Source organism: Paenibacillus harenae, assembly GCF_030812415.1.
GTDB classification, from domain to species: domain Bacteria; phylum Bacillota; class Bacilli; order Paenibacillales; family Paenibacillaceae; genus Pristimantibacillus; species Pristimantibacillus harenae_A.
Genome location: NZ_JAUSST010000003.1, coordinates 404,523 through 419,418 on the forward strand (window position 1 = coordinate 404,523; position 14,896 = coordinate 419,418).

At 51.5% G+C, this 14,896-nt stretch carries 11 protein-coding genes; 7 read left to right on the forward strand and 4 right to left on the reverse strand.

Annotated elements, in window-relative coordinates:
* Positions 1–4: 4 nt before the first annotated feature.
* Positions 5–889 (reverse strand): AraC family transcriptional regulator, encoded by an 885-nt coding sequence (locus J2T14_RS11945; protein WP_307202808.1) that lies wholly within the window; start codon positions 887–889, stop codon positions 5–7.
* A 133-nt stretch (positions 890–1,022) separates the two neighbouring features.
* On the opposite strand from J2T14_RS11945, the gene J2T14_RS11950 reads away from it, so the two are divergent.
* A complete protein-coding gene (locus tag J2T14_RS11950; protein WP_307471029.1) occupies positions 1,023–3,707 on the forward strand; it encodes a glycoside hydrolase family 78 protein in 2,685 nt (894 codons plus the stop codon).
* Between the two features lie 145 nt (positions 3,708–3,852).
* On the opposite strand, the gene J2T14_RS11955 is transcribed toward J2T14_RS11950, so the two are convergent.
* A complete protein-coding gene (locus J2T14_RS11955; protein WP_307202804.1) occupies positions 3,853–4,665 on the reverse strand; it encodes an ABC transporter permease subunit in 813 nt (270 codons plus the stop codon).
* A complete protein-coding gene (locus J2T14_RS11960; protein ID WP_307202802.1) occupies positions 4,662–5,552 on the reverse strand; it encodes an ABC transporter ATP-binding protein in 891 nt (296 codons plus the stop codon). The genes J2T14_RS11955 and J2T14_RS11960 overlap by 4 nt, the downstream gene beginning before the upstream one ends.
* Positions 5,553–5,709: 157 nt before the next feature.
* Between J2T14_RS11960 and J2T14_RS11965 the strand changes: the two genes are divergently transcribed.
* Positions 5,710–6,321 (forward strand): TetR/AcrR family transcriptional regulator, encoded by a 612-nt coding sequence (locus J2T14_RS11965; RefSeq protein WP_307471031.1) that lies wholly within the window; start codon positions 5,710–5,712, stop codon positions 6,319–6,321.
* 247 nt (positions 6,322–6,568) lie between these two features.
* Here J2T14_RS11965 and arfA read toward each other — a convergent pair whose 3' ends face one another.
* Positions 6,569–8,083 carry an arabinosylfuranosidase ArfA gene (gene arfA, locus J2T14_RS11970; RefSeq protein WP_307202798.1) on the reverse strand — a complete coding sequence of 505 codons (1,515 nt, stop codon included), beginning with the start codon at positions 8,081–8,083 and terminating at the stop codon, positions 6,569–6,571.
* Between the two features lie 150 nt (positions 8,084–8,233).
* Here arfA and J2T14_RS11975 point away from each other — a divergent pair, with 150 nt between their 5' ends.
* The 5 genes from J2T14_RS11975 to J2T14_RS11995 all read left to right on the forward strand — a co-directional run bounded on the left by J2T14_RS11975 (position 8,234) and on the right by J2T14_RS11995 (position 14,893).
* Positions 8,234–9,136 (forward strand): ArsR/SmtB family transcription factor, encoded by a 903-nt coding sequence (locus J2T14_RS11975; RefSeq protein WP_307471033.1) that lies wholly within the window; start codon positions 8,234–8,236, stop codon positions 9,134–9,136.
* 489 nt (positions 9,137–9,625) lie between these two features.
* Positions 9,626–10,600 (forward strand): ABC transporter permease, encoded by a 975-nt coding sequence (locus tag J2T14_RS11980; protein WP_307471035.1) that lies wholly within the window; start codon positions 9,626–9,628, stop codon positions 10,598–10,600.
* A 27-nt stretch (positions 10,601–10,627) separates the two neighbouring features.
* Complete coding sequence (locus J2T14_RS11985) at positions 10,628–11,497, forward strand: carbohydrate ABC transporter permease (RefSeq protein ID WP_307471037.1); 870 nt, start codon at positions 10,628–10,630, stop codon at positions 11,495–11,497.
* 77 nt (positions 11,498–11,574) lie between these two features.
* The gene (locus J2T14_RS11990; protein WP_307471040.1) at positions 11,575–13,155 is read left to right on the forward strand and encodes an extracellular solute-binding protein; all 1,581 of its coding nucleotides are present in this window, start codon (positions 11,575–11,577) and stop codon (positions 13,153–13,155) included.
* A gap of 229 nt (positions 13,156–13,384) precedes the next feature.
* Positions 13,385–14,893, forward strand: coding sequence for a response regulator (locus J2T14_RS11995; RefSeq protein WP_307471041.1), 1,509 nt, complete (start codon positions 13,385–13,387; stop codon positions 14,891–14,893).
* The last annotated feature ends 3 nt before the right edge of the window (positions 14,894–14,896 follow it).

Sequence of the window (14,896 nt, forward strand, 5' to 3'; positions counted from 1 at the left end):
AAGGCTAGCCGCCTTGAAGGCTTCGATATTCAGAGGGCGATTGCCCGACGATTTTCTTGAAGACGGCATTGAACGAGTCGATGTCGCGGTAGCCGACGAGTTCGGCAATGACGCTTACTTTGCGAGAGGAGCCGCGCAGCAACTCGCAGCTCTTATGGATGCGCGCATTTTGCAGGTAAGAGCCAAATGATTGGCCGGAATGCCTCTGGAATAGTCTCTGTAAATGTCTGATGCTCCATCTGGAGATATGCGACAGATCAGACAAAGTAATCGGCTCGGATAAATGCTCCCCGATATATTGGATGACGTTTGTGAAGTCGGCAGCATCGGCCGATCTCTTGTCGGCGTCTCCGTATTTCAGCCGATACACGGTAATGGCCAATTGGCTCACGAGCGAGAGCAGCATCGTTGCGGAGCCGATACTTGGAACGGACATTTCCCGGTACAGCCTCTGCATGATGCTCTCGATCGAGCCGTCCCGATCAAACGCGTTGAAATAAGATGAGGCGCTGCTCCTTTCGTTGCCGCCGCAGAGCGACTTGAGATGTTCTTGAACGGGATCATCCAGCAGGATGGGCGACAGACGATCGACCATATAGTTGTCGAACAGGCAGTTGTAGACGATGAGCGGCTCGCCGGCGGGACCTGGCGTAGACGGCCGAAACACATGCGAGATGCCGACGGGTATGACGTACAGCATTCCTTTGTGAACCGGAAATGTCTCGTTCTCGATATGGTGATAGCCTTTGCCTTGAGCTACATAACAATATTCAATGAATTCATGCGAGTGAAACGGAACGTTGAAGTCCTCGGTCGCCCGATTGACGAATAGGCGCAAATTGTTTTGCAAATAGGCCTCGCTCTTGAATAGCTCGGTCGTTCGATTCATTAGCGCTCCTCCTCTATGCAGATGGCCTGATCGCAGGGGAATGATGTCTTCATTGGCAGGTGTCTGCAAGACCGCGATCCTTATAATTATAAATTGAAAGCGCATCAAAAATCTATGCGAGGGAGTCGTTCTCATGTTCCAAATAACGAAGCTACGCTGCGAGTACAAAGAAAACCCAATCGGCATCGATTGGAAGGTCATTCCAAGGATCAGCTGGCAGTTGCTGTCCGACGTCAGAGATTGCGCGCAATCCGCGTACCAAGTGCAGGTTGCGACTGACCGTGCCTTCGAAGCCGTTCGGTGGGATTCCGGCAAAATAAATTCGGCGCAGTCCATCCATGTCGAGCTTGATTCCATGCAGCTGGAAGCGCGGACTCGCTATTACTACCGCGTTCAGGCCTGGGATGGGTTTGGCGCTAACACGGGATGGTCGACCGCGTCCTTCTTCGAGACGGGGTTGGCCGATGCAAGCGGGTGGCAGGCGGAGTGGATTACAGCGCCGGAATCGCTAATTCCGCAAGCCGACGATCGCTCCCCGCAGCTTCGAACGTTCTTCGAGGTGGCAGGAGCCGTCGAGAGCGCGCGGATTTATGTGACGGCGCTTGGCTTATATGAATTGAAGCTGAACGACGAACGCGTCGGGGATCATTATTTTACACCGGGGTGGACGAGTTATTGGAATCGCCTGCAATATCAAACCTATGAGGTGACCGGGCTGCTGAAGGAAGGGGATAACGCGCTTGGCGCGCTGCTCGGCAACGGCTGGTACAAAGGCTACTTGGGCTATAGGGGACAGAAGGAAACCTATGGCGCGAACCGGGCGCTGCTCCTGGAGCTTCATATCCGATACAAGGACGGCTCCGAGCAGCATGTGTTCTCGGGTAACCGCTGGCAGGCCGGAGAGAGCGCGATTCGCATGTCGGACATCTACATGGGCGAGCATTACGATGCGCGGCTGGAGCGGGATTGGAGGGACCGGTCGCAGGATGGCTGGCAGCAAGCGGCGGTCGTCGAGCATCCGAAGGACATCATCGTCGCGCAGGAAAATGTTCCGGTTACGAAGCTGGAACGGTTGAAACCGATCGAATTGGTAAGGACGCCAAAGGGCGAGCTCGTTCTTGATATGGGACAGAACATGGTCGGCTGGCTGAGCTTTAGCGTGCAAGGGGAAGCGGGCCATACGGTCGAGCTGGTGCATGCGGAGGTGCTGGATTCCGAAGGCAATTTCTACCGCGACAATATTCGCTCGGCGCAGCAATGCGTGCGTTATACGCTGAAGGGCGGGGAGAAGGAGACATACGAGCCGCATTTTACGTTCCAGGGGTTTAGGTTCGTGCTGCTTGCCGGATTCGGGGAAAACGTTCAGTTGGACGATTTTACAGGCGTTGTGCTCCATTCGAACATGGAGCGGACAGGGGATTTCGAATGCTCCGATCCGTTAGTCAATCAGCTGCATCACAACATCCTATGGGGCCAAAAAGGCAACTTCCTAGACGTGCCGACCGACTGCCCGCAGCGCGACGAGCGGCTCGGCTGGACCGGAGATGCGCAAATGTTCGTCCGCACGGCTTCGTATTTGATGAACACCGCTCCGTTTTTTACGAAATGGCTGCGGGACTTGAAGGCCGACCAGAAGCCGGAGGGCGGCATTCCGTTCTTTATTCCGAATTTGCAGCGTTCGTATACGGAAGATTCGATGGAGAAGAGCCATTCGTCTGCCGCTTGGGGGGACGCGGCGACGATCTGCCCGTGGACGGTCTACGAAATGTACGGCGACGCGAGGCTGCTCGCCGAGCAGTATGACAGCATGAAGAAATGGATTACCTACATGCGTGAGCAAGGCAGCAATCCGTATCTTTGGAATACGGGCTTCCACTTCGGGGATTGGCTCGGGCTTGATTCCAAGCCGGACAGCTACATCGGAGCGACGGACCGCGATTATGTCGCAACCGCCTTCTATGCTTATTCGACTGAGCTTACGCGGAAGGCGGCAGAGGTGCTAGGGCATGCGGAGGACGCGGAATACTACCGTGCGCTGCATGGGAATATCGTCGAAGCGTTCAGCAGCGAATTCGTTACGCCTTCGGGCAGGCTGGCAGTCTCCACCCAAACGGCGCAGGTGCTCGCTCTGAAGTTTGGCCTCGTAGAGGGAGCAGTCAAGGAGCGTGCGGTGCAAAAGCTGAAGGATCTTCTAGCGGAAGCGGGCGATCATTTGACGACGGGCTTCGTCGGCACTCCATATCTGAATCCTGTTCTCAGCGAGAACGGTCATAATGAATTGGCTTATAAGCTGCTGTTCCAGAAGGATTACCCGTCATGGCTGTATCAGGTCACGAAGGGCGCTACGACGATCTGGGAACATTGGGACGGGATTAAGGAGGACGGCAGCTTCTGGAGCGCGGACATGAACTCGTTCAACCATTATGCTTACGGCGCTATCGGCGAGTGGCTATATCGTTACGTTGCCGGTATCGGAACGGATGAAGCGTTGCCTGGATTCAAGCGGGTGCATATCAAGCCGCAGCCGGGAGCGGGGCTGGACTTCGTGCGGGCAAGTGTAGAAACGATGTACGGCAGCGTAGCTTCTTCGTGGAGCAGATCGGAAGACGGCATGATGGAGGTACGGGTTACCGTGCCTGCGAATACGACCGGCGTCGTCGTTCTTCCGGGGGCGAAGCTTCAAGGATTGCTGGAGACAGGAGTGCCTGCAGAACAGGCGGCTGGCGTCCACCGCATGTCGGCTGCTGATGGCGGATCGAGCGTTGAGGTTGAGCTGGGTTCTGGCAGCTACTGCTTCACTTATGTTTCTGTAGGCTAGCTATTCCAATACGATAGATATAGTTTCTAGCACTATTTCCTGGAATGAAGCCGGTTCTGGCGGTATAGTGCTAGTTTCTATATCTATTATCCGAGAAAGAGCCTCGACCGTCTAACGATGATCGGGGCTCTGTTCCTATTTCATCTTACAGCGGCAAGTCTCGCTTGCTGAAGGAGACAATGCCCGCGGCAAAGGCAACAATCCCAACCGCCAGCAGGATGGCGGAGGACAACAGCGGATTGCCGCCGCCGCTTGCGATTTCGCTAGGCTGGTAGAGGGCGAATAGCGAGGCGAATCGAAGCCATTCGACGTTTTCGCTTATTTTGCCAAGCATATCCAGACCGAACATGCCGAACACGATCGCCCCCGATAGGCCAAGCGCCTTCTTCTCGTCGTTGGCGACGGAGGAAACGAGGAAGGAAATGCCCCCGATCGCAATGAACAGCGCTAGCGCGACCGTATTCATGAGAAGGAAACGGGAGCTGTCGAACTCGTAACGATCGCCGATGAACCAGAAGTAGCCTAAGTAGCCGGCTGCCGTCGTTATGAGCAGGATCATCAGCAGACCGAAAGCCAGCACGGAAGCCTGGGTCATGGCAATCCGGCGACGGGATGTCGGCGTGGACAAAAGGTAGGCCATCGAGCCTTGGTCGACTAGCCGCGCCATAAGCCCTGTGGATACCATAATCGTAAATATCGAGAGCAGAATAGGGAGAATAAGGCCGTAATATTCGCCGGAGATGAACGCTTCCATGCTTCCGAAGCCGCCTTGAATATTGAAGGCGCTGACGAGTCCATCGGGCATCGATGCCAGCAGGTCGTTAAGCGCGCCTGAATTGTCGGCTATGCCGGGATAGAGCCAGAACATAATGACGATATAAAAAGCGGATCCAAAGGCGTAATTGCTCACGCCCTTCATGTTGATCTTGAGCATTAGCTTCAAGAGCGGAAGGTTCATAACGCATTCTCCTTCTGGTCGTAATAATGCATAAAGATGTCCTCAAGATTTTGGGCCGTAACGTCGATGCTGCGTATCTCAAAGTTCGCGCACCGGCGGATCAGCTCGTTGTAATTGCCTTGCACGGCGATCGTGACCCGGCTATCGCCTTGCGATACGATAGGCAAGCCGCTCGTAAGCGCGAATTGCTTAGCATCGTCGTTGCGCTCGAATACGATTACGACCAGCTTCCGCTGCATCGACTGCAGCTCGTGCATATTGTTGAGGGCAACGACCCGGCCTTCCTTAATGATGGCGGCTCGATCGCATGTTCGCTCGATCTCCGTGAAGCTATGGGAGGACATGAGGAAGGTCGTGCCTTTCGCTTTCTCCTCAAGCACAAGCTCGATGAATGTCTGCTGCATGAGCGGATCAAGGCCGGAGGTGGGTTCGTCCAGTATGATCAGCTCGGGATCATGCATGAACGCGGCGACGATGCCCACCTTCTGCTTCATGCCCTTCGACATTTTGCGAATCGGCGTGCTTGCGTCGAACTGCAACCGCTCGATCAGGCGGGCGCGCTTAACCGAACTATCCACCCCCTGCATGTCGGCAAGAAAAGTCAGAAACTCTTTGCCGTTCATGCCTTCAATAAAAGCAATCTCCCCCGGCAAGTAACCGATCAGCTTCTGCACCTCGCTATGCTTCGACCAGCTGTCCAGCCCTTTGATGGACACATGCCCCTTATCGGGCTTCATGAAGCCCATAATATGGCGGATCGTCGTCGACTTGCCGGCCCCGTTCGGACCGAGGAAGCCGAACACTTCGCCTTGGTTCACCGTGAACGACACATCCGTAATGCCTTTGCCGCCTTCAAAATGTTTCGTTAACCCGTCGACAATCAACATGGAGCGCAACACCCCGCAATTGAATTTTATGAAATATTATAACGATTATATTTCATATTTATGATAGATCCGGAGGAAGTAGAAGTCAATGGGTTATGAAATATAAATGTGTTATAATTTCATTAAATGGAACGAATAGTTTTTTCGGGAGGGTAAGATGAACGGATTCGAGAAGAGGAAGGAAGCTATCAAGGAGAAGATTAAGAACACGGTTCTCCAGATGCTGACCACAAGGGAGCCGAAGAGCTTGCGGATAGCCGACATTGCTACCGAGGCGGAAGTGTCGCAAGTGACGATATACAATTATTTTGGCAACAAAGAAGCGCTTCTTCGGGAAGTGTTCATCGAATATATCGAAGAGAAGGTCAATGAATTCGAGACTTTCGTCGAGAGCGGACCCCCGCTTAAGGAGGTAGTCTCGTACAGCATTTTCCTGGATCGCGAAGCGTTCGCGTCGTTCACGCCGCAGTTCATTCAGCAGCAGCTTGCAGGCGATCCGGAGTTGGAGCGGTACATCGAACGGCTCACGAACGAGCGGGCGATGCCGCTGTTCGTCCGGTTCATCGAGGATGCGAAGCGCAGGGGAGAAGTATCGGATAAGGTGCCAACCTCTACGATTGTCGCCTATATCCAGATGTACAGCGCTCTGTCGCAACAATTTCTGGCGATGGCGCAGCAGAGCGGCCGAGGGGAACAGTTTGCAGAAGAAATGATTCATTTGTTCTTCTACGGCATTTGCGGCTTGGAGCCGGGGGATATTACGAAGTGAGTATGCAACATGGATAGAATCCCGCCCGTCCTATAACTAACATGGAGATGCAGCGTAGGGATTCTTGGGAGTGAGGCAAATCTCACAATAATCGTCCCATCTACTATGATTTATAAAAATAGTGAGGCAAACCTCATCTGCCATGAACTTATGTTCACGAGCAGTGAGCTTTGCCTCACTGTTTTTGTTTATGCAGCTAAGGGAAGCCGAAAGTGTGAGGGTGGGCTCACAATTAGTGAAATTTACCTCATACGACAGGCTGCGTTTGCAGGCGGATGACGTTCCACGAAGCTTTCGCGAGAACGGCTTTGACGCGTCCGTTGTCGATAGCGGAGCGGCCGCCGCTGCGAGGGACGACGTTGTTCGGGTTCGCTTTGGTGTTCACCGCCATAAGGTCGTCGTTCTCCAGTACGATATGCTCGATCAGGCTAACCGCGCCGAAGCTGCGAAGGTCGACGTCGAACTCCATGCTCTCTCCGAGATGGCGGTTGACGGCGAAGATCGTCACCTCACCGTTCTCCTCATTGTGCACGCTGATCGCTTCCAGGTAAGGAACATCCGTATAGTCCTTGGAATCGTACTTCGGCGAAGAGGTGATCGCATGCAGAACGGTTCCTCTGCCGTAAACCGATGCATGAAGGAACGGATAATAGGTCGATTGCAGCCAGAGCGGTCCGCCGTTCTCGGTCGTTATAGGCGCGATAACATTAATCAGTTGAGCGATACATGCCATTTTCACGCGGTCGGCGTGCTTCATTAGCGTAATCAGATAGCAGCCGACGGCAAGTGCGTCTGCATGCGTGTATACATCCTCGAATTCCGGCGGTGCAACCTGCCAGCGCTCATCCGCGCGGCTCGATCCGATCGTGTTCCATACGTTCCACTCGTCCAGCGAGAGCATGATCTTCTTCTTGCTCCGCTTCTTCGCTTTCACGTAATCGCATATGGATGCTACGCTGTCGATGAATTGGTCAAAGTTAAGCGAGCTGGCAAGGAAGTTGGCCGTATCGCCCGCATTGTTATTGTAGTATGCATGCAGAGACAGGTAGTCGACTTGATCGTAGGTCAGATCGAGTACGGTCGCTTCCCAGTCGGCAAACGTGTCCATGCCGCTGGATGAGCTGCCGCAAGCAACCAGCTCGATCGTAGGATCGACCCAGCGCATCGCTTTGCCGGTTTCGTTGGCTAGCCTTCCGTATTCGACGGCTGTTTTGGCGCCGATCTGCCAAGGGCCGTCCATTTCGTTGCCGAGACACCATGTTTTGAACCGGTGCGGCTCCTTGTAGCCGTGCGATATGCGCAGATCGCTCCAGTAAGAGCCGGAAGGATGATTGCAATATTCGACGAGGTTTCTTGCCGCATCGACGCCGCGCGTGCCGAGATTGACGGCCATCATGACCTCCGAACCGACCAGCTTGGCCCAATCGGCGAATTCGTTCGTGCCGACCTCGTTCGTCTCCGTCGTCCACCAAGCAAGGTCCAGCAGCCGCTTCCGTTCGGACTTCGGACCGACGCCGTCCTCCCAGTTATAGCCCGATACGAAATTGCCGCCCGGGTAACGAATGATCGGAACTTGCAAGGCGCGAATAGCTTCGATCGCGTCGCGGCGGAAGCCGTTCTCGTCCGCTGTCGGATGCCCCGGCTCGTAGATGCCGCCGTACACGGCGCGGCCCAGGTGCTCGATGAACGATCCGTAGAGACGAGGATCTACGGGCGATATAGCAAAGTCTTTATCGATTAGCATAGTGGATTTAAGGGACATGATGATTCATCCTCCTTGGATTGAATAAATGTAAACACGAATTCTAAAACATTGAATTAACAATTAATATGTATCATAATGGACTTAATGTTTCAATACGATTTCTTAGGATTAACTAAATTGCGTATTCTGAAAAGGGGCAAAACATCCATGTATCTAACGACGAATGCCGCTTCGCTCCAAGTGTACGAAGCGTTAGCGAGCGAGGTCAGGCTTCATATCATCGATAAGCTGTTCCTGAGGGAAATGCATATTAAGGAGCTGGCGGCCGAGCTGTATCTTAGCAATGCGATCGTCAGCAGTCATGTCAGCAAGCTGGAGAAGGCGGGAATCGTCGGCAGCAAAATGAGGCGGGTGGGTGGAGGAACGTATAAGTATTGCTTCGTGAACACAGCATTTATGCAAATTCAACTGACTCCGGCCAAACAAGCCGCCGGCGGCTTCGAGGAAGTGTCCGTCCCCGTCGGCCATTACACCGATTACGAGGCGTGGCCGACCTGCGGCATCGCAACAACGGAGAAAATGATCGGTCAATACGACAATCCGGCTTACTTCATGGATCCGGAGCGGGTTAGCGCCGGCATTCTTTGGTTCGCGCGCGGGTTCGTCGAGTACAAAGTGCCGAACTATCTGTTCAAGGATCAGGTGCTCAGAGAAATCGAGATTTCGATGGAAATCGGGTCCGAGGCTCCTCATGTCAACGAGCATTGGCCCTCGGAGATCCGGTTTTCTCTGAATGGACAGCCCCTTGGGTCATGGACAAGCCCCGGCGACTTCGGCGATACGAGAGGGAGGTTTACTCCGAGGTGGTGGCATACGGACGTCAATCAATACGGACTGATGAAAGTGTTGCGCATTAACGAGAGAGGCACGTTCATTGACGGACAACGCATCTCGGACGCCACCATCGGCCAATTGCAACTGGACGCGAGCCACTGGACGTTTCGCCTGAGCGCGGAGGACACGCAGCGAGGCCGGGGCGGACTAACGCTTTATGGCAAGGGCTTCGGCAATTACGATCAGGACATCGTAGTGAGAAGTTATTACGAATAATAAGGTAAAGGTTTCGGAAAAGGGTTATTCCATAAGGCGATTATGGAATAATCCTTTTCTGTCTTACGAAAGATATTAGAGATAATATTTGCCAACAATTAGGCTCTTCTCTCTCGCATTAGCTCTAAATATAATAACTTCTCTTTACCATGCGGACAAAATGAAAGCTGACTTATTCTGTAGCTATGATTGTTTTAAATACTTGGCAAGTGAGCGGCAGCATCAGCGATCACAGAAGCAGCTTGTCAAGCGCACAACGCCAGCTATTTCTTGCCAGACTATCCAGCAGCCCCCTAAAGCTGACGATATGTTCGTCAATCATAGTCGAAAATTACAATAAATATCGCCGAATTGTTATACTCTAAGCTTTTTGATGCGCTTACAATTAACTTATGAAAGCGGTACACATGCTGTGAGAAGCCCATGCAGACTTCATGCACTCAGTACCTAAATAGCATCTTAGCGAAAGTAAGAAAGGAATGTTTTGCTGTGGACAATTACAATACTGCAAGCGTTGAAAGCGTTACCAAGGCAGTAAAACGAAAGGAACCGAAATGGGGCCAGACATGGAGAGAGTACAAGAAGAATAAGTATTTGTTTTTTATGCTTATTCCCGTCCTTATCTGGTACGCTATTTTTCATTACGGTCCGTTATACGGCGTTTTGCTGGCTTTCAAGGATTTTAGCCCGAGGTTGGGAATAATCGGCAGTCCATGGGTCGGGTTGGATCATTTCAAGTTCCTATTCTTCCAATCACCCGACTTTATGCGGATCTTCCGAAATACGGTGCTTATTAGCATCTACAACATCGTTTTCGGGTTTCCCGCACCTATTATACTTGCCTTGATACTGAACGAGATACGGTCCGGATGGTTCAAGAAGATCGCCCAATCGATTTCATACGTTCCTCACTTCTTCTCGTGGGTCGTGCTTTCCGGTATTGTTATCGTCATGCTGTCGCCGTCGGAAGGACCGGTCAACTACCTGTTGAATATGGTGGGCATTGAACCGATTTACTTCCTTGCCGACACAGACTATTTCCGCTCGACGCTGGTAGGGACGGGGATATGGAAAGAGATCGGATGGGGTACGATCATATATTTGGCTGCGCTAACGGGCATCGACCCGACGCTATACGAGGCGGCCGTCATCGACGGCGCCAATCGAAGAAAACAAATTTGGTATATAACGATTCCTTCGATTTTGCCGGTCATTTCGATTATGTTAATTCTTTCACTCGGCGGTATTCTGAACGCGGGCTTCGACCAAATCTTCAACCTGTACAACCCTGCCGTGTACGAGGTCGCCGACGTTATCGATACGTACGTCTATAGGGCCGGTATCGTGGGAGCTCAATTCGGGCTTACGACCGCGGTCGGATTGTTTAAGAACGTAATCGGCATTATGTTGGTGCTGGGGGCGAACTACGTCGTGAAGAAAATGGGACAAGAAGGCGTCCTGTAAGGGGTCGCATGGAAGGGGAAATAAACTTTGAAACCGTCTACTGGTGAAAACATATTCCAAGCCGTACTGATCTTATTAATTACGCTGATGTGTGTAGTCATGATCTATCCGTTTGTGCATATCGCTTCGTTATCCGTCAGCTCCCCGGCCGAGGCCAGCCGATTCGGAATGCATCTCTATCCGAAGGAAATTGATTTCACGGGTTGGAAGCAAGTGCTGGCCCAGAAGAAAATATGGACCGGGTTCGGCAATTCGGCCTTTCGGACGATTGTCGGGACTTTCCTAACTTTAATTATGATGTCGCTCTGCGCATATCCGCTTTCGCGCAAAACTTTGCCGCATCGTAATGTTTACACGATGATTATTCTCTTCACGATGTTTTTCGGCGGAGGTCTCGTGCCAAACTACTTGCTGATCAAATCGCTGCATCTGATGGATTCGGTATGGGTGTATATTATTCCGGGACTCGTTCCTACGTTCTCGATGCTCGTCCTGCGCAACTTCTTCATGTCAATTCCGCTCGAGCTGGAGGAATCGGCCAAGATCGACGGCGCGAACGACATCCGCATTTTGTTCACCATCGTGCTGCCGCTGTCGAAGCCTGTACTCGCAACTTTAGCACTATGGAGCGCTGTTGGTCATTGGAACGCCTGGTTCGATGCCGTGTTATACATTTCCGATCAAAGCAAGCAAGTGTTGCAGTTCTTCTTGCGTGAGATCGTTATTACGAATACGGACGCGGAGACGCTAGGCAGATCCACTGTCGATAATATCAGGTACGAAACTTCCATTAAAGCTGCCACCATCATGTTTGCAATAATGCCGATCCTGGTCGTTTACCCATTCTTGCAGAAGTACTTCGTCAAAGGTACGATGATCGGCTCGTTAAAAGGTTAATTTGGTTTACTCGGGGCATACTGTCCCCGTTTAAATAAACTATTTGCTTAAACACAAAAAGGGAGGAAGAAAAAGAAATGAAACATGGATTGAAGCTTGGCATCGCATTAATGCTATCGTTCTCGCTGGTTGCTGCCGGATGCTCGTCGAACGGCGGCAATAACGGCAACGCTCCGTCGAATGCAGGAGGGGCTACAAACGCTCCTAAGGAAGAAGCGCCGATCGAAATTACGTTCGCTGGATCGTCGTGGGATCCTCCGACGGAAGACAATAACTTTGTTCAGAAGTACCTCGAACAAAAGTACAACGTGAAGATCATCAATATGCGAGTCAGTGACGAGAACTTTAAGCTCAAAATTGCGGCTAACGAAATTCCGGACATTTTCCCGCAAAATCCTAGCGAGACCGACATGGTGAACTGGGCGAAGCAAGGCGTTATCGCGAGCGTTTCAGTGGACGAAATCAAACAATACATGCCGAAGTATGTCGCGGATGTGGAATCCGTCGATAAGAACGCTTGGGATATCAGTTTGATTGACGGCAAAAACTATGGCATACCGAGAGTTTGGCTGAACGGTTCGACAGGATTTATTCCAACCTATAACAATGATTGGCTGAAAGCGATCGGCTACAGCGAACCGCCTAAGACGATCGAGGAGTTCGAGGACGTGTTGACGAAGTTCCGCAACAACGATCCGGACGGCAACGGACAGAAGGATACGTACGGCATGAGCGGCCGGGGAAAAAACGCCAGGAACCAGCTGTTCAATCCGGTTTATGCGGCATTTGGCGTTAACCCATACCAATTCTTGGAAGCATCCGATGGATCGATTGTATATGGCGGAATTATGGATGAATCGCTCGAAGCAACGAAGCTTCTGAATAAATGGTATAATGCGGGTCTAATCGATCCTGAATTTATGACAGACGACAACGGGCTCATGGGCCAAAAGTTCAGCAGCAAAAAAATCGGCTTTATCGATACTAGCATGTACCACCATCTGTTTGGAGCGCTGCAAGGGTATAAAGATAGCGGCATCGAACCGGCATTCGGCAAAGGCTTGATCGGTCCTGCGGGCAAAGCTTATGAAATGTCGAACGGCGCTTTGCAAGTTCCGCTTATGCTGGGTGCGCAAGTTGAAAAGGATGAGAAGAAGAGAATCAAAATTTTGCAAATTCTCGAAGATCTTGCGACAAATGACGAGACTTACTTGACTACGGCTTTCGGTGAACTAGGCGTATCCTATGAGATGAAGGACGGAGTTCCTACTGCGATCGCACCGTACGACACTGATAGAGACAAGCGTCTTCTGCTCGGAATTGGCGGTTTCTACAACCCGCTTATCGAGAGAGCCGAGTCGACTATGAAATTCCATATGACGCCAGAAAAAACCGATTTCAAAGCCAAAGTAACAGAAGGCAACGAATTGATTACTGACGTTCTTGGACCGACTGTATTGGATAGCAAAGGCAAGTACTTTGCGAACTTGTCGGCACTGCAGGATGAATTTTACACGAAAGCAATCATCGCTAAGAACGCGGGCGATGTAGAGAAAATGTTCGCTGATTTCAAAGCACAATGGCTGAAAGCAGGCGGACAAGAAATTCTTGACGAGGCGACTAAAGTGTATCAAGAACGCCGCGCGGCAAGGAATTAATCCCCAAATTATAGATTGAAAAGCTCACTCTTCCGTTAATTGCGGAAGGGTGAGCTTCTTCACGTTTAGTAAGGTAAGGCAAGACAAGGCATGGCATTATAGGGTATGTCAGTATTTGGAATTGCCGAATCAAGAGTGGCGAATGGATCATACGAATATTTTCTGTTATTCTATTCTTAGATTTTGCAAGCGTTATCACGAAATATTGCATGATTTAAGGTGGTTAATTATGAGATTATTAATAGCCGATGACGACGATTATACAAGAGAAGGCCTTAGGGAGAGCATCGACTGGAAGAAATACGGCATCAGTGTCGTGATGCTCGCAGGTGACGGGGCCGAGGCACTGCGGCTATGCACGATTCATCAACCGGAAATCGTCTTGACCGATATTCGGATGCCGAAGCTCAACGGCATCGAGTTTGCCGAGAAGCTGTCCTTGAGGTCGCCTGGCAGCCAGTTGATTTTTATGAGCGGCTTCATGGACGTCGAATACTTGCGCAGCGCCATCAAGCTGTCGGCGGTAGAATACATCGAGAAGCCGATCAAGATGGCGGATGTCGAGCAAGCCATTTTCAAGTCCGTTCGCGCACTTGAGGAGAAGCAGGCCCAGGGCGCTGTCTACAGGCAGAAGAACGAGCTTATGAAGCAGAAATTGGCCGGCTTGCTGCGCGACGAGCATGCGGTTCTGGACGAGATAACGCGACAATGCCGCGAAACGGGGTTTCCGGCGGACAAGCGGTATGCAAGCTTCATTATCCGAAGTCGCAACGAGGACGATGAAGCTTATGTGGACCTGGAGCCCATTACGAAGGAATGGAACGACAACGGCTTCATAGCAATCGGTGAGCAGCTTGACCGCAAGCATTGCTTTATCGTCGTGGCATGCCAAAGTCATGAATATAAGCAGTTGTATACGATGATTAATAGATGGCTGAACAAGAACGATCGATATATGGTGGCGATCGGCGAAGAAGCCAACGGGATTAAGGCGATTCCGAGAAGCTACTTGGCATCACGAAGAGCGATGGATCGCTCCTTCTATGATTCCGATACTCGCTGTCTGCTTAGCGGGGAGGAGAAGAGCAGCCCTAATGAATGGCACACGGGCGCGCTTCCGGAATTTTATAAGCTAAGTAATAGCAACCCGGAGCAGCTCGGCGAGTGGCTTGAAACGCTATTCGCCTCGTTCCGGGAGAAACGGTACCCAGCCAAGGAAAAAGTGATCGCCCTTCTGGACACGATGGCTCAAATGCTGCTCGGTGATAATCGCAAGCTAATCGAGACGCTTGCGAACGAACACGGCTTCGCGGATGCCGAGCATTATTTGAAGCGGTGCGGAACGCTGGATAACGCCGAGTCTTTCATGCTTGCGGTCCTTTCGGTTTGGATGGAGGAGAAGCGGCAGACGTCGGGGTATACGCGGCTTGTGCAGGAAGTGATAAGTTATGTTGCCGCTAACTATCGCAACGTCGATCTCGATCTTACGATGATTGCGAGCCATATGCATTTATCGACGAGCTATCTAGGCAAGCTGTTCAAAGAAGAGACGGGAACGTCTATCAAGCAATATATCAGCGATTACCGGATCGAGCTTGCGAAGAACCTGGTGGAGAACGAGCATCACAAGATGCATACGATCGCAGAGCTGTGCGGCTTTGCCAGCGCCAGCTATTTTGTTAAGGTATTCAAGGCGGCTACCGATCTGTCGCCTATGCAATATCGAAAGAAGAGCTGACGT